Annotated in this window: 17 protein-coding genes; 9 read left to right on the top strand and 8 right to left on the bottom strand. The window is 37.7% G+C overall.

Features of this window, described 5'->3' with window-relative positions; translation table 11 throughout:
* Window positions 1-83 precede the first annotated feature (83 nt).
* Both BGO88_RS03045 and BGO88_RS03040 read left to right on the top strand, forming a co-directional pair.
* Window positions 84-1,775, top strand: coding sequence for a tetratricopeptide repeat-containing sensor histidine kinase (locus BGO88_RS03045; protein ID WP_286705925.1), 1,692 nt, complete (start codon window positions 84-86; stop codon window positions 1,773-1,775).
* Between the two features lie 3 nt (window positions 1,776-1,778).
* The gene (locus BGO88_RS03040; RefSeq protein ID WP_286705924.1) at window positions 1,779-2,528 is read left to right on the top strand and encodes a LytR/AlgR family response regulator transcription factor; all 750 of its coding nucleotides are present in this window, start codon (window positions 1,779-1,781) and stop codon (window positions 2,526-2,528) included.
* On the opposite strand, the gene BGO88_RS03035 is transcribed toward BGO88_RS03040, so the two are convergent.
* The gene (locus BGO88_RS03035; protein WP_056071241.1) at window positions 2,529-3,374 is read right to left on the bottom strand and encodes an EamA family transporter; all 846 of its coding nucleotides are present in this window, start codon (window positions 3,372-3,374) and stop codon (window positions 2,529-2,531) included.
* 146 nt (window positions 3,375-3,520) lie between these two features.
* Between BGO88_RS03035 and BGO88_RS03030 the strand changes: the two genes are divergently transcribed.
* The 5 genes from BGO88_RS03030 (at window position 3,521) to BGO88_RS03010 (ending at window position 11,015) form a co-directional block, all read left to right on the top strand.
* A complete protein-coding gene (locus tag BGO88_RS03030) occupies window positions 3,521-4,396 on the top strand; it encodes a pepsin/retropepsin-like aspartic protease family protein (RefSeq protein WP_286705923.1) in 876 nt (291 codons plus the stop codon).
* Between the two features lie 164 nt (window positions 4,397-4,560).
* On the top strand, window positions 4,561-4,950 hold the full coding sequence (locus BGO88_RS03025) for a hypothetical protein (RefSeq protein WP_056071247.1): 390 nt from the start codon (window positions 4,561-4,563) through the stop codon (window positions 4,948-4,950).
* Window positions 4,951-5,129: 179 nt separating this feature from the next.
* Window positions 5,130-6,209 carry an efflux RND transporter periplasmic adaptor subunit gene (locus tag BGO88_RS03020; protein ID WP_273238219.1) on the top strand — a complete coding sequence of 360 codons (1,080 nt, stop codon included), beginning with the start codon at window positions 5,130-5,132 and terminating at the stop codon, window positions 6,207-6,209.
* 209 nt (window positions 6,210-6,418) lie between these two features.
* Entirely contained in the window at window positions 6,419-9,589 is a 3,171-nt protein-coding gene (locus BGO88_RS03015) for an efflux RND transporter permease subunit (RefSeq protein WP_286705922.1), read from the top strand.
* On the top strand, window positions 9,582-11,015 hold the full coding sequence (locus BGO88_RS03010) for a TolC family protein (RefSeq protein WP_286705921.1): 1,434 nt from the start codon (window positions 9,582-9,584) through the stop codon (window positions 11,013-11,015). The genes BGO88_RS03015 and BGO88_RS03010 overlap by 8 nt, the downstream gene beginning before the upstream one ends.
* Window positions 11,016-11,120: 105 nt before the next feature.
* Here the strand turns inward: BGO88_RS03010 and BGO88_RS03005 are convergent, their stop codons facing one another.
* The 3 genes from BGO88_RS03005 to BGO88_RS02995 form a co-directional block, all read right to left on the bottom strand.
* Entirely contained in the window at window positions 11,121-12,287 is a 1,167-nt protein-coding gene (locus BGO88_RS03005; protein ID WP_286705920.1) for a restriction endonuclease, read from the bottom strand.
* A 121-nt stretch (window positions 12,288-12,408) separates the two neighbouring features.
* Complete coding sequence (locus tag BGO88_RS03000) at window positions 12,409-14,370, bottom strand: tetratricopeptide repeat-containing sensor histidine kinase (protein ID WP_286705919.1); 1,962 nt, start codon at window positions 14,368-14,370, stop codon at window positions 12,409-12,411.
* Window positions 14,371-14,660: 290 nt separating this feature from the next.
* Window positions 14,661-16,820, bottom strand: a complete 2,160-nt coding sequence (locus BGO88_RS02995) for a tetratricopeptide repeat-containing sensor histidine kinase (RefSeq protein ID WP_286705918.1) — start codon at window positions 16,818-16,820, stop codon at window positions 14,661-14,663.
* Between the two features lie 259 nt (window positions 16,821-17,079).
* On the opposite strand from BGO88_RS02995, the gene BGO88_RS02990 reads away from it, so the two are divergent.
* Complete coding sequence (locus BGO88_RS02990) at window positions 17,080-17,874, top strand: hypothetical protein (protein ID WP_286705917.1); 795 nt, start codon at window positions 17,080-17,082, stop codon at window positions 17,872-17,874.
* Window positions 17,875-18,011: 137 nt separating this feature from the next.
* A complete protein-coding gene (locus BGO88_RS02985) occupies window positions 18,012-18,248 on the top strand; it encodes a hypothetical protein (RefSeq protein ID WP_286705916.1) in 237 nt (78 codons plus the stop codon).
* Between the two features lie 123 nt (window positions 18,249-18,371).
* Here the strand turns inward: BGO88_RS02985 and BGO88_RS02980 are convergent, their stop codons facing one another.
* The 4 genes from BGO88_RS02980 to BGO88_RS02965 all read right to left on the bottom strand — a co-directional run bounded on the left by BGO88_RS02980 (window position 18,372) and on the right by BGO88_RS02965 (window position 24,101).
* Entirely contained in the window at window positions 18,372-19,562 is a 1,191-nt protein-coding gene (locus tag BGO88_RS02980; protein ID WP_286705915.1) for a retropepsin-like aspartic protease, read from the bottom strand.
* A 140-nt stretch (window positions 19,563-19,702) separates the two neighbouring features.
* Window positions 19,703-21,091 carry a TolC family protein gene (locus BGO88_RS02975; protein ID WP_353743390.1) on the bottom strand — a complete coding sequence of 463 codons (1,389 nt, stop codon included), beginning with the start codon at window positions 21,089-21,091 and terminating at the stop codon, window positions 19,703-19,705.
* Window positions 21,088-22,437 (bottom strand): HlyD family secretion protein, encoded by a 1,350-nt coding sequence (locus tag BGO88_RS02970; RefSeq protein WP_056071274.1) that lies wholly within the window; start codon window positions 22,435-22,437, stop codon window positions 21,088-21,090. Before BGO88_RS02970 ends, BGO88_RS02975 begins: the two co-directional genes overlap by 4 nt.
* On the bottom strand, window positions 22,431-24,101 hold the full coding sequence (locus BGO88_RS02965) for a peptidase domain-containing ABC transporter (RefSeq protein ID WP_286705914.1): 1,671 nt from the start codon (window positions 24,099-24,101) through the stop codon (window positions 22,431-22,433). The genes BGO88_RS02970 and BGO88_RS02965 overlap by 7 nt, the downstream gene beginning before the upstream one ends.
* Window positions 24,102-24,104 lie beyond the last annotated feature (3 nt).

The raw sequence follows: 24,104 nt of genomic DNA, 5'->3' as shown, positions 1-24,104 counted from the left end.
TTGGCGTAGCATCATTACTGAAGCAACAATGCCCTATTTGCAGACACCATACCAATAAGCAACTCCCATTATTGACAGACAATATGAAAGGGACAAAAGACGGAAGAAAGCAACCGGATTTTGTCCCTTTTCACAATATGCACATACAGTTGTATGAAAGGCAATACTCCGAGGTACTTCCTTCTATACTGGCATCTATAGCTGTCTACAGTGAAACTTCAAAGAATGATACGCTTTTGTATTTGTCTTATTATGCCAGGGGAAGTTTCTACAGGAAAAAAGGACTGAAAGACGAGGCACTGGCATCAATGCTACAAGCAGAAAAAATTAGTAAAAACATAAAAAATCCTCCGGGAAATGTTGGTTTCTATTCTGATATTGCCAATCTTTTTTTTGAGCTCCAGCAATATGAAGATGCCCTTCAATATTATTTAGACCTGTTGCATAAAAATGATTTCAGTGCCAATAAAAAACTTCAGGGTGCGATATACAATAATATTGCCCGCTGTTATGCCAATATTGATAAGCATGATTACGAAAAAGCAGAGTCTTATTATAAAAAAAGCCTCGCTTTTTATGGAAAGTTTCAGGACAGTCTGAATCTAGCGGCTGTCCATCTTAATCTTGGCGACCTGTATTTTGAGCAATACAAAGATCGTCTGGCGGTTGACCATCTAAAAAAGGCACTTCTGTATTCTGAGGTTTCTGAAGCGGTGGATATAAAAGACGATATTTATTTTAATCTTTCTCTGGCTATGGAATCTGCCGGACAAACCAAAAAAGCGCTGGAATTTTATAAGAAATATGTGGAACAGTTGGAAGGAATCTGGAACAGGGATAGGATTTGGGGACTTGCCGAACAGGAAAAAAAGTTTATTGTCGATAAAAAACAGACGGAGATCCAACTTTTAGAGAAAGAAGCCAAACTTCAAAAAATGCAACTCGATACCAAACGGATGCAAAGCAATACCTTTTTTTCTATTGCTGCTGTTTTATTGCTGTTGCTTTTGGTGGGATTGTATTCTTACAGCCAACGTATAAAAAAGAATAGGGTAATTGCGTTGCAAAATATACAGCTTGATGAATTAAATGCAACCAAGGACCGACTTTTTTCTATCATCGCACACGATTTACGTACTCCGGTGTATTTGCTTAAAGAAAGTAACCTCAGACTAAAGAAAGCCCTGATAAAGAATGAACTTACGGATTTGGAAAAGCAGTTGGACCTAAATATCAATATGACAGAAAATACTTACTCCATGCTTGATAATTTATTATATTGGTCACTGGAACAAAAAAACGGTTCCTTTTATAAAAAAGAACAATTGCCTTTACATTCCATTGTTGAACAGGTTCTTGTGAATTATGGTAATGCGCTAAAAATAAAGGATATAAGATTGGATAAGAATATACCTGAGGGAATACAGGTTTATGCAGATTCCAACGCTATTAAGATTGTGCTTCGCAATATTATAGACAACGCTATAAAGTTTACGCAGGATGGAGGTTTCATAAAAATAGATGCCGGTATTTATGAAAACCAGGCAGAACTTGTTGTAAAAGATAATGGTATAGGAATTAATAAAGCAATGCTGGACACTATAAAATCAGGAAAGACAGTGCGTCAAAAAGATACTTCTGGAAGGACAAGCACGGGTCTTGGTCTTGAGCTTTGCCGCATTATGACTGAAAAAAACGCAGGACGGCTGATGATAGAAAGTGAAGAAGGAAAAGGAACTTCGGTTAAAATAGTATTGGAATTGGTAAAGAAATAGATTATGGAAAAAATACGGATATTGATTATTGAAGATGATAGCTTTCAGGCAGCATCATTGCAGGAAGCTTTAGAAGAAAAAGGATATGAAGTAACCGCAACTGCTTCAAACCTGAAAGATGCACTGGGTTATTTTTATGCCCAAAAACCGGATATTGTTATCATTGATGTTTACCTTGGGAATGACCCAGACGGTATATTGTTTGCCCAACGCATTAATGAAAACCCGGCTACGTTGAAACCCTTCGTATTCCTGACATCTGCTGTAGACAGGGAAACTTTTGAATCGGCACGATTGACTAATCCCTATAGTTATCTGATTAAGCCGTTTAATGTTTTGGAGTTGCAGTTTGCCATTGAGCTTGCTATAGAAAGATTTCTGGAAATGCCGGGAATGTTTTCTGCCCACCAAACCGGAACGGCAATAATGGAGGCTTTCCTTTTAATCAAAAAGAAAGAAGCCCTGACCAAAGTACTGTTCAGCAGTATTGAATATGTCAGGGTAGAGGGCAAGTATGTTTCTATTTCTACCCATGAAGAATCTTTCCTGATTGAAATGTCTTTAAAGCTGTTGCAGCAAAAATTACCCGAAAAACAATTCATTCAGGTACATCGCAATTATGTAGTCAATATGAATCTTGTCAAAAAACTGCATCTGTCAGATAACCAAATAGAGCTTTTGTCAGGCAACAGGATACCAATGAGCAGAAGATTTAAGGAAAAATTCATGGAACGGTATTCCATTCTGAAATAACTACCTTCTGGAGGTAATCGTTGACCCTGCTGATGCGGCAACAACAAAAACCACGGCCAGAATTTCGTTGAAGGAAAGGTATTCCTGCAAAAATATAAATGCACAGATGGCAGCAGCAGCCGGTTCCAGGCTCATCAATATGCTGAAGGTTCGTGCAGGAAGCCTGCCCAAAGCTTTCATTTCTAAAGTAAACGGAATGGCACTCGATAAAAGAGCCAGAGCGATTCCCATGCCTAAAAACTTAGGAGTAAGCCCTTCCAATCCGCCACCAAAAATTCCGAATGGCACCACAAGGCAGGCCGCCAGAAGCATACCCGTTGCAACCGCTTCATTACCGTCCATTTTTTGTGAAATTTTTCCTCCCAGAACAATATAAGCCGCCCAAAAAGCGCCAGCCAATGTAGCTAAAGCCGCACCCAGAATATCCACTCCGTTTGTGGTCCAGGGAGCGATCAAAACAATGCCTGCGGCTGCAAGTAATACCCATAAAAAATCAACAGCACGTTTGGAACCTAAAACGGCTACCATTAGCGGACCTATGAATTCTAACGTCACGGCCAACCCGATAGGTATTCTTTCAATTGCAAAATAAAAAACGAGATTCATGGCTCCTAAACAAAGACCGTAAGGAATCACAAACTTCCATTGTTCTTTGGTGAGTTTTGTGAGCTTTGGTCTGTAGACTGCCATTAAAATCAAAGCAGAAATACCAATTCGCAATGAAGCCGTTCCCGCAGCCCCTATGGATGGGAAAAGTGTTTTGGCGATTGCCGCTCCTGATTGCACGCTGATTATGGCTAAAAGAACAGCAGGAATAGGAGGTATGTTGATGTTTCTGAATCTCATAGGAAAGATAACTTTGGAGAGGGCAAAATTACAAAATTGCAAGACCGGATAATACGCTGTTATAATTTTTACGAATTTGCCATAATTCCATTCGGGATATTATAGGAACTCTTATATTTGGCAACGAAGATTGAAAAAAACACTCCATGAAGAAAATCTTATTTGCAGTATTTGTTTTTGAATCGCTAAGTGCTTTCGGACAAACTAAAAATGTATTACCAGACACCATTCCTTTAACCATCAATAAACAAAATACTATCTATGTCAAGGCTGTTTTTAATAAAACCGATACCTTAAATCTGAATTTTGATACGGGTACGACAGAATTGGTACTGACGAATGATGTCATGAAAAACAAATTAAAGTCGGCGCCCAAGCTGTATGACACATTTTATGATATCAAAATAGGGAATCAGGACTACAGTACAAGAGTATTTGACGCACAATTAACCGGACATGATACAGATGGTAGGTTTGGTTGGGATTTATTTAAAGGGAAAGTCGTAGAGCTTAATTATGACAAGAACATCATGGTTGTCCACCCGGAACTGCCCATCTCTGTTTTGAAAGAAGATGCTTTCTCAAAACTCATGATTACTTTTTTTCAGGGGATTTTTTTGGTAGAAAGCCAAATTTTTCAGGATATAGTAGAAAACTCAGACTTTTTTCTATTTGATACGGGCTATCAAAGGACAGTTATGCTCGATAATGATTTGCTCAAAATTGGCAAATTTCCTACTCAGAACATGAAAGTAATAAAAAAGATTATTATGAGAGGAGCACAAGGAAACGAAGTCCCGGTGATAACCTCAAGCCTGCAAAAATTGAAAATCGGTAAATATGAATTTAAAGATGTGCCTGTACAACTGGTAACTACTAATAAACCAATGCATGGACAAAACATCCATATTCTTGGGAATGAAGTTTTGAAAAGGTTTAATATGTTTCTTGACTTTCAAAACAATTTTGTCTACTTAAAGCCAAATCATCTTTTCAATGCAGAATATATTGAGAAAAGCTGATACTTATCCTATCGGCTTGATGACTTTTTAGATATTGGCACAGAATAAATTACACTGAAAAAAACATTTTTTCAATCAAAGAAAACGTTGTAGCAGCATTTACTTGTTAAAGCGTAGTGAAATTTCTTTTTTTGTTTAAATACTTTGTTTACTTTTGGCGGCAAATGAAAAAGCTATTTGCATTATTCGTATATGTCTCTTTACTTCTGCTAAGCGGAGGGCAATACCTTAATGCAGCTACGCAACCAACTTCACATTCGTCTCATAGTTTTCAGAAAAAACACAGGGTAAAATTTACCAATCAGGATACAAGCAATACCTTACTTGAAGAGGGTGACTTAGATCTTGATGAAGGGCAACCAGGTGGAGACGATCTCAAAGACGGAATATGGAATAAACTTTTCATAGGAAATTATAGCTTATCTGATAACTGGTATGAGACAATCTACTGTCAGCCCATCCTGGACCGTTATCAAAAGAATTTTAAAACCTTCGCGCCATTTTGTGGCCAATCCAATCCTATTTACATTACCCATAGGGTATTACGTATTTGATTTAACTCGAATATATCGGTTACCTGAGTGTGATCATTATATTTTGTAGTTGTTATTAAACACACTTCTTCAGATATGGCTGTTCGCGTAGCTTCTGGTTACTGATGTTTTTACGCATCCAAAGGAATCGTCGTATTCCAAGCAATCAATCAATCGCTTAATTTCCATTTATTTACCTAATGAAGAAAATCATCCTAACAGGCATCACTGCCTTGTTGTGCCTTGCTAGTTGCACAACTAAAAAAGTAGAAAAAGAAGAAGCCGATAAATTTACGGTAACCAGTCCGGTAAAAATCGACACTACTTTTACTAAAGAATATGTATCGCAAATCAGGTCGGTACGAAACATTGAAATCCGTGCCCAGGAAAAAGGATTTCTGCAAAACATTTATGTTGACGAAGGCCAGTTCGTGAAAGCCGGGCAATTGCTGTTTAAAATCATGCCTAAAATGTATGAGGCAGAATTACTGAAAGCCCAGGCAGAACAAAAATCGGCCGAAATAGAATTACAGAACACTAAAATCTTAGCAGATAAAAACGTAGTTTCAAAAAATGAACTGGCTGCTGCCCAGGCAAAACTTCAGGCCGCAAAAGCAGAAGTATCATTGGCAAAACTCCACTTGTCATTTACAGAAATCAGGGCTCCGTTTGACGGAACTATTGACCGTATTCCATTAAAATTAGGAAGCCTTATTGAAGAAGGCGAATTACTGACAACGCTTTCAGACAACAGCCAGATGTTTGCCTATTTTAACGTATCAGAACCGGAATACCTTCAATACCAGACTAACGTCAAAGACCGCGCAGAAACTAAAGTCAATCTGATTTTAGCCGATGGCCAGCCTTTTAAATACAAAGGTGATGTTGAAGTAATTGAAAGTGAATTTAACAACGAAACAGGAAACATTGCTTTCAGAGCCCGATTCCCAAATTCGACTAAATTGCTAAGAAATGGCGAAACAGGACAAGTACAAATGCTTGTGCCTTTAAAAAATGCCATTGTAATTCCACAAAAAGCTACCTATGAAATCCAGGACAAAAAATATGTTTTTGTAGTCGGGAAAAACAATGTGTTGAGTTCAAAAGAAATCACTATTGGTGGCGAAATGCCGGACTTATATGTAGTCAATAACGGCATTAACGAAAATGATAAAATCTTATTGGATGGCGTCCAAAAAGTCAAAGACGATGACAGAATCGCTTACGGTTATGTAGCTCCTAAAAAGGTAATGAGTAGTCTTAGATTAAAAGCAGAATAAACGAATTAGTCTATTTAGTTGATAATGGATAGTTGTTAGTTTTTAGTTGACAATGGATAGTTTTTAGTGGATAGTTGACAGTTGATAGTGTATAGTTATTAGTCTATTCATCTATCATCTATTCTCTATTGTCCAAAATCTAAAATCAAAAATCCTAAATCACAAATCCAAAATCTCATCCTTCTTTAATCATTAAAAAATCAAAGTAAATGTTCAATAAATTTATACAAAGACCTGTGTTGTCGATAGTAATATCGCTCATAATTGTCTTTTTAGGAGCCTTGTCAGTACTCAACCTGCCAGTGACCCAGTTTCCTTCGATTTCGCCTCCAAAAGTGAATATAACAGCAGATTATCCGGGGTCTAACGGTGAGCTGATGATTAAATCAGTAATCATTCCTCTGGAAAGAGCGCTGAACGGAGTACCCGGAATGAAATACATGACCTCAGATGCCGGTAACGACGGTGAAGCAAGTATCCAGGTCGTATTCAACCTCGGAACAGACCCGAACCTCGCAGCTGTAAACGTACAAAACCGCGTAGCCTCTGTAGTGAATAAACTACCGCCATTGGTAGTGAGGGAAGGAGTAAAGATTACGCGTGAAGAATCAAGCATGCTGATGTATGTCAACCTTTACAGCGATGATAAAAATACCGACCAGAAATTCTTGTACAACTTTGCCGATATTAATATCCTATCCGAATTAAAAAGGGTTAATGGTGTGGGTGTTGCGGATATTTTAGGAACCCGTGAATATGCCATGAGAATCTGGTTAAAGCCGGATAGAATGCTGGCGTATAAAATTTCTGCCGATGAAGTGATGGAAGCCCTGTCAAGCCAAAGTTTGGAAGCATCACCGGGAAAAACAGGTGAAAGTTCCGGAAAAAGGTCGCAGGCGTTTGAATACGTATTAAAATATTCCGGTCGTTTTACAACCAAAGAGCAATACGGAAATGTAGTCTTACGCTCCAACCCTAATGGAGAGCTGTTGCGACTGAAAGATGTAGCCGATATTGAACTGGGAAGCTCCATGTATGATATCTATTCCAACCTGAACGGAAAACCATCAGCGGCAATCGTATTAAAACAATCCTATGGAAGTAACGCGAGCCAGGTTATTAAAGACGTTAAGGCTAAGTTGGAAGAAATCAAGAAAAGTTCTTTCCCGAAAGGAATGAACTATGAAATCAGTTATGACGTTTCTAAATTCCTGGATGCTTCTATTGAAAAAGTAATCCATACGTTGGTTGAGGCGTTTATTCTGGTAGGTATCGTAGTATTTATCTTCCTGGGTGACTGGAGGTCGACGGTTATTCCGGCCATAGCAGTACCGGTTTCCCTTATCGGAACGTTCGTTTTCATGCAGTTTTTCGGAATCACCCTGAATCTTATTACGTTATTTGCTCTGGTATTGGCAATTGGGGTCGTCGTCGATGATGCCATTGTCGTCATCGAGGCCGTCCATGCCAAGATGGAAGAAGAACATCTCTCGGCGCTGAAGGCCACCAAAAAAGCGATGCATGAAATAGCAGGGGCTATTATAGCAATTACGTTCCTGATGGCAGCGGTATTTATTCCGGTAGCCTTTATGTCGGGCCCTGTAGGTATATTCTACCGTCAGTTCTCTATTACTATGGCAACGGCAATTATCCTTTCGGGTATTGTGGCTTTGACGCTAACACCGGCACTTTGTGCTATCATGCTGAAAAACCATCATGGCAAACCAAAAAAGAGAACTCCTGTAAAAATCTTTATCGACGGTTTCAACAGGACATTCAATATTGCTTCTGACAAATATCAGAATGTATTAGGGAAAATTGTAAACAGAAGAACCGTAACCTTTGCTGCATTACTTGGTTTCTGTGCCGGAACCTGGTTTATAAGCAGCACGGTTCCTTCAGGATTTATCCCGAATGAAGACCAGGGAATGTTTTATGCCATTATTCAGACGCCACCGGGTTCTTCTCTGGAAAGAACAAATAACGTTGCGGAAAGGCTTCAGAAAAAGGCAGAAACGGTAGAAGGTGTTCAATCGGTTTCCGCTTTGGCGGGATATGAAATCCTTACAGAAGGTACGGGTGCCAACTCAGGAACCTGTCTGATTAACCTGAAAGACTGGAGTGAAAGAAAACATTCTGTACAGGAAGTAATGGAAGAGTTGGAAGAAAAAGCAAAAGAAATTCCGGGTGCGAATATCGAATTTTTCCAACCGCCGGCCGTTCCGGGTTATGGAGCCGCAGGTGGATTTGAATTGCGTCTGTTGGACAAAACAGGTTCGGGCGACTATAAGAAAATGGAAACCGTTACTCAGGATTTTGTAAAAGAATTGAACAAACGCCCTGAACTTTCTTCGGTATTTAGTTTTTACAGTGCGAGTTTCCCGCAATTCATGCTAAAAGTAGACAACGACCTGGCACAGCAAAAAGGAGTTTCTATTGAAAATGCCATGAACACCTTGTCAACATTGGTAGGTAGTAACTATGAAATCAGCTTTATTAAATACGGATTCAACTATAAAGTAATCGTTCAGGCAGCACCGCAATATAGGGCTTTGCCGGATGATATTCTAAAACTGTATGTCAAGAATGATAAAGATGAAATGGTGCCTTATTCTGCTTTTATGAGAATGGAAAAAGTGTACGGGCTCTCTGAAATCACAAGACACAATATGTATACTTCTGCGGAAATCAGTGGGGCTGCTGCGGCAGGTTACAGTAGTGGTACGGCCATTAAGGCGATTAAAGAAGTGGCAGAGAAAAAACTGCCAAGAGGTTACGGAATCGACTGGGCTGGTATTTCTGCGGATGAAGTGGCACAAGGAAATCAGGCTATCTGGGTTTTCCTTATCTGTTTAGGTTTCGTTTACCTGGTATTGGCTGCCCAATACGAAAGCTTTATTTTGCCATTGTCGGTTATCCTTTCGCTTCCGGCGGGTATTTTCGGGGCTTTCCTGTTGCTGAAAATCATGGGATTGGAAAACAACATCTATGCTCAGGTGGCTATGGTAATGTTGATTGGTCTGCTCGGTAAAAATGCCGTGTTGATTGTCGAATTTGCCATCCAAAGGCATGCTGCCGGTAAGTCGGTTTTAGAGTCGGCTATGGAAGGAGCAAAAGCGAGATTCCGTCCTATTCTGATGACTTCGTTTGCCTTTATTGCAGGTTTGATTCCGTTGGTTTTTGCAACCGGACCCGGAAAAATAGGTAACAGAACCATTGGTACTGCCGCGGCAGGAGGGATGCTTCTTGGAACGATTTGCGGTGTATTTGTAATACCGGGATTGTATTACATATTTGCCCGAATTGCCGAAAAGCACAAGTTGGTTAAAAATGAAGAAGAGAACCCATTAACAGAAGAAATCGATAACAATCATGTTTAAATCCAAAATATACCAATATAGTATTGTTGTAGCGCTTTGCCTTGCCGTAATTGGCTGTAAGGCGCCACAGACAATAGCCGAGACTCCTAGCAAGCCGGTTCCGGAATCTTTCGGAACCAGCAAGGATACGACCAATATGTCGACGATTAAATGGAATCAATTCTTTAAAGACCCGAATCTTGTGGAATTGATTGACACGGCATTAAAAAACAACCAGGAGCTGAACATCACTTTGCAGGAAATTGAAATCGCAAAAAACGATGTCCGTGTTAAAAAAGGATTGTTATTGCCAACGGTTGGACTTCGTGCCGGAGCCGGACTTGAAAAAGTGGGCCGATACACAAGCCAGGGTGCGGGTGATGCCACAACCGAAATCAAACCCGGAGTTGAAACACCAGACCCGTTACCGGATTATACGATTGGTGCTTACGCCAACTGGGAAGTTGATATTTGGAAAAAACTGCGTAATTCTAAAAAAGCGGCCGTCAACAGGTATTTGGCAACCGTTGAAGGAAAGAACTTTGTCATCACAAATCTTATTGCCGAAGTAGCCGATTCGTATTATGAATTATTGGCCCTTGACAGCCAATTGGATATTGTAAAACAGACCATTGCATTGCAGTCCAATGCCCTGGAAATTGTAAAAATCCAGAAACAGGCAGCCAGAGCAACAGAATTGGCGGTTCAGAAATTCCAGGCGGAAGTATTGACTTCAAAAAGTTTAGAGTTTGAAATCCTGCAAAAAATCAAGGAAACGGAGAATAAGATTAACTTTTTACTGGCCCGTTACCCGCAGGAAATCAAAAGAGACAAAACCAATTTTACGGACTTATTGCCGGCTACTGTAAATTCAGGTATTCCGTCACAATTGTTGAGCAATCGTCCGGATATCAAAAAGGCAGAATTGGAATTGGTGGCTGCCAAATTGGATGTAAAAGTAGCCCGGGCTGAGTTTTATCCATCGCTTGATATTTCAGCAGCGTTTGGTGTACGTGCCTTTAAACCGACATATCTGTTTACGTTCCCGGAATCGCTTTTGTATTCTGTGGCTGGTGATTTGGCTGCCCCGCTGATTAACAGAAATGCCATCAAAGCAGAATTTAAAAGTGCCAATGCCAGACAGCTTCAGGCATTGTACAATTATGACCGTACGGTTTTAAATGCCTATCTGGAAGTATCTACCCAACTTTCTAAAATCGAAAACCTTCAAAAAGGCTACGATTTAAAATCACAACAGGTGGATGCTTTAAACCGTTCCATTGATATTTCAAACGATTTGTTTAAATCGGCAAGAGTCGATTATTTCGAGGTACTGATGACCCAAAGAGATGCTTTGGAATCCAAACTTGAACTGATAGAAACCAAAAAAGAACAACTGAACGCTGTTGTTCATGTATATAAAGATTTAGGAGGAGGCTGGAAATAGGTTGATTTGTTAGGTTGATTGGAGAACTAGTCAAGGGGTATTATTCCTTGGCTAGTTTTTTTTTAAAAGAACTTTATATGATTATAAATTTAATATAGAAATTAATTACTCTACATTATCCTCATTTTCTTCATTGAAATATTCAGTATCTACCACATAATATTCAAAGCTTTTTTTAGATACACCAATTTTATATTTTAAGAGTAAATCAATTAACTTTTCCCCGTTAATTAATGTTATCGGTGCCGCTCCTTTTTCAAAAGCAGCATCTTTAGCTCCTTTTGCAAAATCAGATAATGTTATTATTGTGCCTTGAAAAGCATCAAATCTATGTAAACTACCTCTTAAGCTATCTAAAACAGGTCTTATAACATTTGAAGTGGTATTTCTTTTAACTTGAATCACCTCTTTAACGGTTGTGATACCATTTTGACTGATTCCGGTAACATCCACTCCTTTATCATTAGTAGGCGAAGTTACTTCTACATCTTCGTAGCCCATTGCGTAAAGTAAGTCTTTTACAATATGCTCGAATTGATAAGGTTTTGTTTGTTTTAAATATTCTTTTAAAAAATTTCTTTGCTCTATTGTAAAACTTTCAACTTTCCGGCTTAATTTAGTTTCTTTACTTAAAATTGAATTTTCTTCCTCTAACTCAATAGAATCTAAATAAAGTTTTCCAAGTTCGGTAATTAAGTAAGCATTTCCATTCTTTTTGACATATTTCCTATCAATAAGATTTACAAGTCTTCTTCTTAAATAATCTTTGATTACTGATTCTTTTTTCAGATTAGAATTATTAATAGTATAGTTTTCCCAATCATCTATCAGATCAGCTCTCTTACCCTCTTGTATCGAGGAAAGTTGAACTAAAATCTGTACTAAACCTTCTTTAATATCAATATCTTTAGTTACTAGATTTTCTTTATTATTGATAAACACTTTCCCTTTTTCGGTTAATTGATAGATTCCTTTATTATCTTCAATTAGTTTGTAAGCATTGATAAGAAATTGAGAACCTCTTGTCCAACGTGGATTTAAAGTTTTATTGGATTCTTTCCAAATTTTTAAAGCAATTTCCTTTTCTATTCCTGATAATCTTTCTCCAATCCATTCATCGGGATTTTTCCAATCTACAGTATTTTGCGGAGTGCCTCTTAAATCCCAGACGGTTGTCCACATAGTTTTAAAATCTTGTACAGGCATACCATCAATTATTTTTAATAATTGAATAGTCATTGTATAGGTTGGATATAAAGGAATTTTTATCATGAATTAATAGATTATAAATAATAGGACTCAGTAAACATTCACAATTTCACAAAGATAAAAGTTGTTTTTTCTGGATTTCGATATTGGCGTTTATTTTATTAAAAGTATATCATCCATCATTTCAACTCTCATAAATATAAGGAACCTCAAAAGCAACTTTCGCTCCTTCTATAGTTCCGTCTGAAGCGATTACATTATTAGTTTGCACTATAAAATCTTTATTCTTGGTGTAAGAAACCAGGCGTTCTTTGGTAATAGTCATGGCCAGTGATTTGTGATTGCTGACTTTCTCATCGGTACCAAATCCTTTACCGTTATCGGTTACTTCAAAATAGAGTTTTTCTTCTTTCAGATAATAGTGAATATCAATTTTGCCGTTTTCGGTTGTGTTGCTTAACCCATGTTTGATGGCGTTTTCAATGTAGGGCTGAGCCAGCATTGGTGGTAAAAATATGGATTCGGTATCAATATTTTCTTCTATACGGATATTGAAAGTGAATTTGTTTTCATATAAAAGCTGCTGTATAGCGAGGTAATTCTCAAGCATTTCAACTTCTTCAGCCAATGAAATATAGTTCTGGTTGGAGTGTTCAAGAATTTGTCGGGTTAGTTTGGAAAACTTGCCCAAATAGTTTACTGCATCATCATTTTGTCTGTTGTTAATCAGGCTTCTGATGTTCTGAATCGAATTGAATATAAAATGCGGGTTCATTTGGGTAATGAGCAACTTTTGCTTGATTTGGTTTTTTTCCAGGACCGTAATGGCCTGTTTCTGCTTATTGTTTCGGTAGTAGAAATAAGCGCCCAGTAACGAAAGCAGAAATACAGAAGAAACGGCAATCAGCCAGTTGTTTTTAACGGCCGTTTTCTTTTCAGAAATTAGTTTGATGGCAGCTACCTTTTTTTCCTGAGCGAGTTTCTGGTTCAGCTGTTTTTTTTCAAAATCGTATACCAACTGTTGTCGGGCTAATTTATTTTTTGAAGTTTCCATTGCCATTTTCTTTTGGGCTTCGAGCTCAACGGCTGTTACTTTCTTTTGCTGGAGTATTTTTTGCTGCAGTTCTTTTTTCTCAAACTGGTATTTGAGTTCCTGTTGTGCCAATTCGTTTTTTGAGGCTTCTAAATTTGTAGAATCTTTTATTACAATATTCGCTTCATGCATTTTTAATGCTTTTTCATACTGTCCGCTTTCTTTATAAATTTTATATAGCAGGGAGGTGAGACCGGACTGTGAATTGATGTTTTTATTCTTTTTTGCCAGGCTGTAGCTCAACTCACCATACTCTGCCGCCTTATCATAGTTTTTATTTTTGTAATTAATACGTGCAGCACTTCCGTATACTCCTTGCCTTGAAATATCATCATTACATAAATCCAAGGCTCTTTTTAAATAATCTTCCGACTCAGTTAGTTTTCCCAATTCACTGGAGGATTGCGCCAATTGTACTAAAATTATTGATTCTGCCTGCGGGTCTTTATTTTTTTTGATATAATTGTAGGCCTTTAGGAAATTATTGTGGGCTTCGGTAAAGTTTTTAAGACGGGTATAAGATGTACCTATGTTATTATGAATAACCGCTAAACTATGGCGGTCTGATTTTCTTAATTCTGACTCCGGGACATCATAATAGGGCAATGCTTTTTTTAGATGGACAATAGCTTTATTCCAGTCCTGCTGGGCTATACAAGCGGTTCCTATTTCCATATTTACGGTTGATATTCCGCTTTCATTATGAATGCTCTCGTAGAATTTTAAGGCTTCAAAAAAGTATTTGAACGTATTTGGCCAGTCGGCAATATGGCGGTAGTACGTTCCTTTACCAACCAACGCTAATGCCATAGGCTTATAGTCTTTAGAGGCTTTCCAATACTTTATAGCTTCATCAAAGTGGATTGGTGCATTTTTGTTGCCCTCACTTGTTTCTTTTTTTGCGGTATTGTAGTAATACACACCTGCAGCAAATTGGTATATCTGCTTTACTTTTGGATGAAGGTTGGGCATTGCCAGTCCTTTAGTAAAAACAGGAAGTAGCTGATTGTAGTAGGCCACATGTGCTTTGCTCAACATGATTGTGTTATCCATACCCGCAATAATTGTATTAATGCGTGTTGTGTCACTAATTTTGCGATTCGCTAATATCGTTTCTATAGAATCAATTGTTTTATTCTGGGAATAAACAGGGAGGCTGATAAAGAGAAGGAGTAGAAAAGATACTAAATGCTTGCAATTTAACATAAACGTGAGGGATGTGATTAAAAAACGGAGGTAAAAATAATCAATTGATAGATACATACTGCTAAACCCAGCGAAAATAAAAAACCAGTTAAAATACTTTAACTGGTTTTTTTAGGATTTTTATATTATTTATCACTTTAGCTTTCATAAATATAAGGAACTTCAAAAGCAACTTTGGCTCCTTCTATAGTTCCGTCTGAAGCGATTACGTTATTGGTTTGCACCACAAAATCTTTGTTTTTAGTATAGAATGTCAAACGTTCTTTAGTGATGGTCATGGCCAGTGATTTGTGATTGCTGACTTTCTCATCTGTTCCAAACCCTTTACCGTTATCGGTTACTTCAAAATAGAGTTTTTCTTCTTTCAAATAGTAATGAACATCAATTTTTCCGTTTTCTGTCGTGTTGCTCAATCCGTGTTTGATGGCATTTTCAATATAGGGCTGCGCGAGCATAGGCGGTAAAAATATCGATTCGGTATCCATATTTTCTTCTATATGGATATTGAAAGTGAATTTGTTTTCATATAAAAGTTGCTGTATGGTGAGATAGTTCTCAAGCATTTCCAATTCTTCAGCCAATGAAATATAGTTCTGGTTGGAGTGTTCAAGAATTTGACGGGTTAATTTAGAAAACTTACCCAAATAATTTACCGCTTCATCATTTTGCCTGTTGTTAATCAGGCTTCTGATGTTTTGTATGGAATTGAATATAAAATGCGGGTTCATTTGTGTAATCAGCAATTTTTGTTCTAACAAAAGCTGTTGGTTCTGCATTTTTACCCGTCTGATTTTTAATAAGGCAAGTAAGAAACCTAAAACAATCAAGAGACCTATAAAACCACCAATCAGCCATTTTTTTTGTAATTCTGAAACTGCTACCGTTTTCTTTAAGGTGTTTACGCTTTTCTTTGCCGTAGTCAGAGTATCCTTATAAGCATATTCATATTTTATTTCTGCCAGCTTATCAAAGGTTTCTTTTTTATAAAGACTGTCATTCAGTTCTTTATGTTCCTGTCCGCTTTCATAGGCCAACTTATATTCTTTAAGAGCATAATAAATTTTTGAAAATAAAAGAGAATAATCAGTTTGCAGGCTCAATAGTTTAAGTTCATTAGCAATATCACTTCCTTCTTTGGCATACTGTAAGGCTTTATCATACTCTTTTCTTGAAAAATAAATTCTACTTATATTCAGGTAACTGGTAGAAAGTTCCCGCTGAGCTCCTATTTTTTTATACGTTTTTACCGCTTTTTCATAATAAGGAAGTGAGGCATCATAGTTTTCAATCATAAAATAATAACCACCTATATTGTTATTGAAAAAAGCAACGGCAAAGGCTTCATTAGCTTCCTGGCTTAACCGTAATCCTTTCTTAAATATTGCTAAAGCTTTAGGATTTTTTTCCGACATCAGGATAATACCAATGTTACTCAGACAACCCATAACTTCCTTATCTTTTTTTAACTTTTCAAAGATGGCTAATGCTTTATAGTAATTAGGGAGGGCGGCTTTGTTGTTTTCCATTTCCTGATACAGCGTTCCAATATTGTTTAAATTGGAAGCAACACCATACTCGTCGTTAAACTGTTTATAGATCTCCAGCGATTTATTATAATGCTCTAAAGCAAGAGTGGGTTGGTTTTGCTGTTTATAAAGATTCGCCAAATTAATATAAGTAACGGCAATTCCCTTTTTGTCTCCCAGCTTTTCATCGATTACAATTGATTTTTTATAATATTCCAGGCTTTTGTCATAATCTCCCTGAGTGTTATAAATCATGGCAATAATCATCAAAGCATTTGAAGCTACTCTTAATTTTCCGGATTGCTCACTAAGTTCTGTGGCAGTTTTAAGATGCTCCAAAGCCTTTGGGAAATCGGTAAGATAGTAATAAGACCTGCCAATGTTCAAATGACAATTGGCGACACTTACTTTAATTTTTAAATCTTCATATACTTCAAGGGAATTCTGAAAATAAGTGATGGAAGTTGGATAATCTCCTTTTTTGGAATAGGCTCTACCGGACATCAATAAGCTATAGGCTTTTCCTTTTTTATATTGCAGGGCTTCAGAAAGTTGTTCGGATTCTTTATAGAGCTGCAATGCTTTGTCAGTATCGCTTTCTATTATTTTTAGAGCCGCGGCATTTAATAATTTGACTCTTATCGTATCTTTTTTTGTATAGGTCTGTAAACTGTCTACTGCTTTATTTTGAGAAAAACCATTCGACAGGCTGGCTAAAAAGAATAGAAGAAAAATTCGTTTTAGAAATAGAGAAGATTTGATAGTAAACATCAGTAAGGCGGTGGCTTTTTTTGGTTTTGTTATGTTTTTAGAAAATCAAAAATAGAATAATTTTTGTAGTAAACTCACTAAACTATAAACAAGTATCGTTTTTGTTTATTATTTCCTGATTGCTGTAATTGAAAATACAATAGCCCTGATAAATCAGTATCGATTAATAAAAATTTTATGAATATATAATTCTGTAGAAAAAATCTTTCATTGGGTCATCCGAATTGATTTTTATCTACATTTGGAAAAACCAATCCCAATGAATATCCTAAAAATTAAAGACTATAAATTTCCTATCAATACTGGGAAATCATTCATAAAAGAATACAACCAAGAAGATTTAGAACCCGTTTGTACCGTCTGGGATATTTGGGTACAAAGTGATGAGGCTCCTTTTATAGAAGGAAATCATAGCGGGAATATCCGTTGTGAACAGATGATGGCTACGCAGGGCAATTTGCAATCGCTGGTTGGGAAAACCATTTCTGTAAAAGATTCCTATGATTATGTGACCGACGAACACCTGTTTATCTTTTATATGTTTAGACACAACGGTATCAAGGACAATGAAATCACATTCGGAAAAATTGAAAACAACAAAGTTGATGTACACTGGAAAGGCATAATTGAAGAATTGGGCTTTGAAGGCGAATACAATACCGATGTGCCTTTTGAACTTTCCTGCATATTGGAAATTAAACAAATGGTGGATAATAAAGACTATAGATCGCCATCTACCGAAGTGCTAAGGCTTATCGCTACCGCTGATGATGACTTTGACAACAATCAGGAACTACTTGAAGCTATTATCGATATCACCGACGAATACCGATTGGATGATGCAGCTTATACTGCAATTATAAATCTTTTAAGCTCTGAATCTTTTCTCGAAACCTTTGAAGAGGAAACTGACAGCCTGGAGGATTTTATTTCAAATTTTACCCATTTCAGCAACGACCGTACTACTCCCGTACCACAAAACATTTCAAGGAAAGCCCTGAAAAAGTGGCGTAAAATAGATTTGCTGGCTGAAATTATTGGAGATGACGAATAGTTGTATTGTGTAATACTATGCGTCTGCAAATATCAGTATATAAACTGTCCTAAATGTGGAGCCTTTAATTTTAACTGGATGTAATAAGCCACACGAAAAGATATAGAGAAATAAATAAAAATGACTATAGGGTAGTAATGAACACCAAGAAACTAATAGAAAAAAAAGATTGGCATTATTATGTTTATGAAGAAAACAATAGCATCACATTATCTGTCCCCATTCCTAAACCAAATCCGGGATTTGACATCCTGTATACTTTAAACGAATCTGAAAAGGAAAAATATGTAAGAACAGGAATTAAATCCCTTGAAAACAGGATAGAAGACATGAAAACAAACTTTTCAAATTATGAAATGAATTCCTGGAGATAGGTAATTATTGGTTTAATAAAGGGAAGCGGAAGCATATCTATTGTAGTTAATAAAAAAAACCAACCTGTAATGGGTTGGTTTTTTGTTTTCATACTTATTTACAAGAGAAAGAAGTTAATTACTTTATTTTTTAACCAGCTCCACATTTTTGACTTCTCCTGTTTTTATGTCTTTCAGTACCATTACAGCGGTATCCGTCTGAGGTTTCCTGTTCAATTTAAATGATTCACAAGGATTCATATCTGAAAAATCAAATTCCCCGAACTTTAGTATTTCATCTCCTTCATTAATCCTGTCATTCAATGCAGCATCCCACACTATACCCACAACAAATTTATCGTCTTTGATTACAGGTTGTACAGGCCAGTTCTTTTCGGCCAAATCTATTGCACCATCCTGATAAGGATTGAAATAGAGTTGTCTGCCCGGATAATCGACTACAACATCTCCATAGGATAATATTTTGCTTCCTATTCTCGATTTGGTGTCGCTGGTAGTAGTCGTGGTAATATTTTTAAGGGTAACTCCTGCAAAATTTAGTTCGGGAATCGACAGCATAAAATGTTCTTTTTGGCTTTCAACACCATGTATGCCTAACGAATAGGCTCCCTTAGCCTGATAGAGTAGAGAAAAAAGATTAATTTTTTGGGATAATGCATTTTCGTAAACACCTAATGACAAATCATATAGCCCAACCATTCCGGAATCGAACAAAAGGGTTTCAGTTGCTTCTGCATCCTTATTTTTGATGTCAATCTTTAAGTATGGATTACTTTGAAACTGGTCCTTTAATAAACCGGCACTTTTCTTTTTATCAATGCTAAAATTTTTCAGTTTATCGGTAAAACTAACGGTCTTATCCTTATATGAAAATTTCACGATGCTGTTACGCATCATATTGCTACCAATAAATCCGTCAATTCCTAGGCATTCTAAAAAGAAACTACTATCGGTAACCACTGCAGGGACATCAGCAAAGGTAATATCGCCCACCTGAACAGGTGGCAGTGTTACGAGTTTCATATTCTGTCGCAGGTTGCTGGAATCGCCAACATCAAGCCCATTAACAGATTCCAGCCCCAATTCATTATACAGCTCTTGCGAGATGGCGCTCAGTGCTCCGGTATCGACAATAAAATTATAGGTATTCCCTTTAATAACAGCCTCAACTATTACCAGACCGTTTATATCCTGATAAGGAACGCTGACATTATAATTTTTTTGGACAACCCTGCCTTTATTAAGAGTTTTAATGTTTTGGGCAGTGGATAAATTAAGGCACAAAAGTGCAGAAATGAGATAAAGTAGCTTCATAAATTATTTGATTGGTTGAATACACATTCACACAATTTATGCCAAAATAGGAATGTTAAAAAAAGATATTCGATATTTCTTATTCAGGGTACTATTTTCTGATGTTGATAAACGGTTGTATCTGGCTGTTAAAGTAATTATTAAGGAATGCTCAAGACCTTATAAAGATTAGCTATTGAGGCAAGAAGCCTGTTTTCCGTATTGATTTCGGCCAGTCTGCTGCTAACCACATTATTTTCTCTGGAATTAATAAGGAAAAGAGAGCTTTCCCCAAAGGAAAACAATTTTTCTTCCGATGAAAGCATTACGGTATAATCCTTTACAAGCTCAGCCGCGGTTAGCTGCTGTTGGTTAAGCGATTCAATTTCTGCACTATAAGTAAGGATTTTATTTTTTAGCGCTACACGTTCCAATTCCAGATCCAGTTGGCCATCCTGGATTTTCAGTTTGGCTAGCTGCAATGCACCTCTTTCTTTACGAAGGAACAAAGGGAAGCTGAAATTTAGACCTATCTTATAATCCTGAAACCTGTAATCTGTAAAATAGGCTGGCTCAGAAAGATAATTGTAGCTTACATTCATTTCAGGGAGTAGCATGTTTGCCTTGTAACGACGTTCAATTTCGAGCATACTCAACTTACTTTGTAACGACTGTATTTTAGGATGGCTGTCTAAAGCAGCGGACGGGTTTACTTGTAAGTTGGTGTTCAGGCTGGCATCGACGCTGTTTCTGACATTTTCTTCCGGCGTGATATTCTCTTCGAGTTCAACGGGAACGTTATCAATCCATAGAAAGTTGGACAATTCCAGTCGTGATTTTGTAAGTTTTAGCTGGGCATCTTTTAGGCTTAGCTCACGTGTCTTAACCAAAATACCCGCTTCTACGCTGTCAATTGCCGGTTTATCGCCGGTTTCTATAAGACGTAAAATCCCATCGTAGCGCTTCTGTGCATATTCCAGATAGGTTTTATATAACTCTGCTTCATCAAATGCTCTCTTCCAGTTAAAGTAGGCCAGGGATGCCTCATATATGACATCTGTTGTCTCCATTTTTTGCTCTGCGGCACTGAGTTGAAGTTGTACCTTTGCCATCCTGACATCGGCCATGCGTTTATTGATAAAAAGTCCCTGTCCCAAAGGGATGGATATTCCTATGGAAGTCAGGCCATTGTTAGGTGTTGTATTTTGTGGATTTACATACAAGCCTTCGCTGTTGTCAAATGCAGCTTTAATTTCAATTCCATACCAGGTGGGTATCTTAAAAGTACTTTTTAGCAGTGAATAATAATTCTTATCCTTAAAATCCTTCTGATCATAATCTACCTCAATTTTAGGGTCAAATCCACCACGGGCTGTCAAAAGTTCGGCTTCTGCTTTGTTAAGCAGTAATCCTGACTGCCTGACAAGCGGATGGTATTTCTTTACATAACCAATATATTCGCTAAAACTAAGCTCTTTTTCTTTGAATGATTGAGCCTTAATGTGATAGCTAGTCAGTATCAATAGGATTATAAAAACTCGTTTCATCATTTTTCTTTAGAATTCTGATTTTGGGAATGCTGGTAATAATTAGGAGGAAATCCGTTGAGTGTTCTCCAGATTTCAAACCATATCGGTACGGTATCAAGCAGGGTTATAGTCTGTACTCCGGCACCAATGCTGAGTTGTTTTGGCCATGGAGCCTCATTTTTGTCTGGTGCGATCAGCACTCTGTACTTGCCATTCGGACTGATGAAATTTTCAATAGCAACTATCCTGCCTCCAAATGTACCATAGGACATACCCGGCCACCCGGAGAAAACGATGGTTGGCCACCCGTCGAACCATACCCGCACTCTGTCGCCTTTTTTAAGCAGGGGAAGATCAATAGGCTTAACATAGGTCTCAACCGCAATTTCGTAGCTTGCCGGCATTATACTGACAACAGGCATACCTTCTTTTATAGTTTCGCCAATCCCTGATTGTAAGGCACGGTTAACAAAACCACTTTGGGGTGCTTTTATATAATACATGCCATTACGTATACTGTAATTGACATATTGGTTTTCGAGCTTTGATACCTGAGCTTCTGTATCATACTGGCTGCTTAGTGCTGTAAATTTATCACTGCTTGACTTTGCAATTTTTTCATTGTATTCTGCCGTTATCCTTCCAATCTCGACTTTCGCATTAATGAGCTCATTTCTTGCGGTAAGCAATTTATTTTCCTGAGTGATGATCTTGGCTTGGGCATCCTGGAGTTTAAGGCGTTTTTCTTCCACATCAGTAAGAGGCTTCAGGCCATCCTTATTGAGCTGTACAGAACGGTCAAATTGCGTGTTGGCAATTTTTAGCTGCGTCTTGACTGCCTCCAGATCAATGCTGTCGCTTTTAACCTTTAGAACTGCCTGCCTGATTTTGTTGGTGGCCTGCTGTATTTTTAGGTTCTGCTCCTTCGAAAGTGCGCTCATTTGAGATTCCAGTGATTTTACCTTACCATCATACGACTGCAGGGCACTTTTCTTTGCATCTACCTGCTGTTTGGTATTTTTTACCAGGTTCGGATCAAAATAATCTTCTTTAATTTCTGAAATATAGAGTATCGTATCGCCTTTCTCTACAAAATCTCCTTCCTGGACATACCATTTTTCGATTCTACCTGCTATGGCAGTATGGATGGTCTGCGGACGCTGATTTGGCTTTAGTGTTGTGACTGCCCCGTTGCCGGAAACATTTTGTGTCCAGGGAAGGAATAGCAACACTATACCCAATAGGCACAGTCCGATGATTATCCTTTTCAATATCTTATAATGCGGCCTGTCTGACAATTGCTTTATTGTACTTAAGTGCTGCATTGACTCAATTCGCACTTTTTTATTATTCGAAATATTTAGCATGGCGTGAAGTATTGATCGTTAATTATCTTACCGTTTTCCATTGTAATGCGCCTTGTTGCTCCTTCTTCCCAATGTAAACTGGCAGAAGAAACCACTACGGTCCAGGGATTTTTATCTGAAAAAATAAATTTTATGATTGCTTTTGTGGCTTCGTTATCCATACGGTCTGTCGGATCCTCATAAAATAGAATCGATGGTCTGTGAACGATACTCCGGGCAAGTAATATTTTTTGGGCGTTTGAAGAAGAAAGGTGCCTTCCTTCCGGGAAAATTTTGGTGTCGAGACCATCTGGTAGCGATTTTACAAAATCGGTTAATTGTACCGCATCGAGGGCCCAATGCAAATCTTCCATGGTAATTGAAGGATTGTTGAAAGTAATGTTTTCACGAATAGTTCCTTCAAAAGGCGTTTCACCCTGAATAATGTATCCAATCCTTGCACGGTAGGAGGCCGGATCAATCTTTAACAAGGAGTCATCATTTATGGATAGCACACCTGATGTTGGCTGTAACAGACCGGATAGTATTCGTATTAATGTAGTTTTACCTGCTCCGTTATTTCCTTGCAATAATATTTTTTCACCGGGTAAAATCTGAAGATTCACATTTTTGAGTGCGTCTTTTTTTGCATCAGGATAATGGAAGCGGACATTTTCTGCTGCAATAGTCATTTCGGTTCCTTCCGGAAGGACATCACTGTATTTTTCATCGTCAAGATCCATATCAGATACCTGGCCAATCTTTTCAACAGAGGTAAGCACATCATAAAAGCTTTCAAGCCCAATAATAATTTTCTCAACAGAATTAATCACAAGGAGGATTACAATTTCTGCAGCGACAAACTGCCCGATATTCATTTGCTGGTTGATTACCAGAAATCCCCCAATCAGAAGGAGTCCGGCTGTAATGATGATCTTAAAGATAATCAATTGGATGAACTGCCTCCTGATAATATTAAAGTGCTGTTCGCGATACTTAAGATATCCTTCTACTAATGCATTATTTTTATCCAGCGCAAAGTTAAAGTTTAGGATTGTCCTGAAAGAGGAAGTATTCCTGGCAATTTCCTGCAACCAGTCTGCCGCTTTATATTTGTACTTTGACTCGCTCAAACTCGTCTCCAGACCCGGCCGGTAGGAGAATTTAAAAATAAGGTACAATAATATAATCAGCAGTATTCCAAAGAGAATAAAGAATGGATGGTATAATGACAGTAGTATTATACCAAAGCCAATTTGCAGCAAGGCGGACGAGAAGTCAATAAGAAGTTTTGAAACACCTTTTTGTATGGACATGGTATCAAAAAACCTGTTGGCTATCTCTGGAGGATACACATTAGTATGCGTTTCTCCAAAACGGATCTTGGGAAGTCTGTAGGCAAATTCAAAGGACGACCTGACAAAAATCTTTTGCTGTAAATTTTCGGTTATTCGCAATTGCATTAATGACAGTATGCCTACAAGGGCTACACCGGCAATAACAAAAATTACGAGGACAATCCAGGAAACACTCACTCTTCCGCTTTGTATAAAGTTGATAATTGCCTGTATGCCCAACGGTAGTGACAAGCTGATAAACCCTGCAAACAAGGCATAGAAAAATATCTGTGAAACGTCCTTACTGTCGAGTCGTAAAAGGCTGAAAAATCGTTTGGCTGGTGTCATTTT

The sequence above is a fragment of the Flavobacterium sp. 38-13 genome, assembly GCF_001899155.1.
GTDB classification, from domain to species: domain Bacteria; phylum Bacteroidota; class Bacteroidia; order Flavobacteriales; family Flavobacteriaceae; genus Flavobacterium; species Flavobacterium lindanitolerans.
The sequence above is the reverse complement of the archived record's forward strand: the minus strand, read 5'-3'. Positions and strand labels throughout refer to the sequence as shown.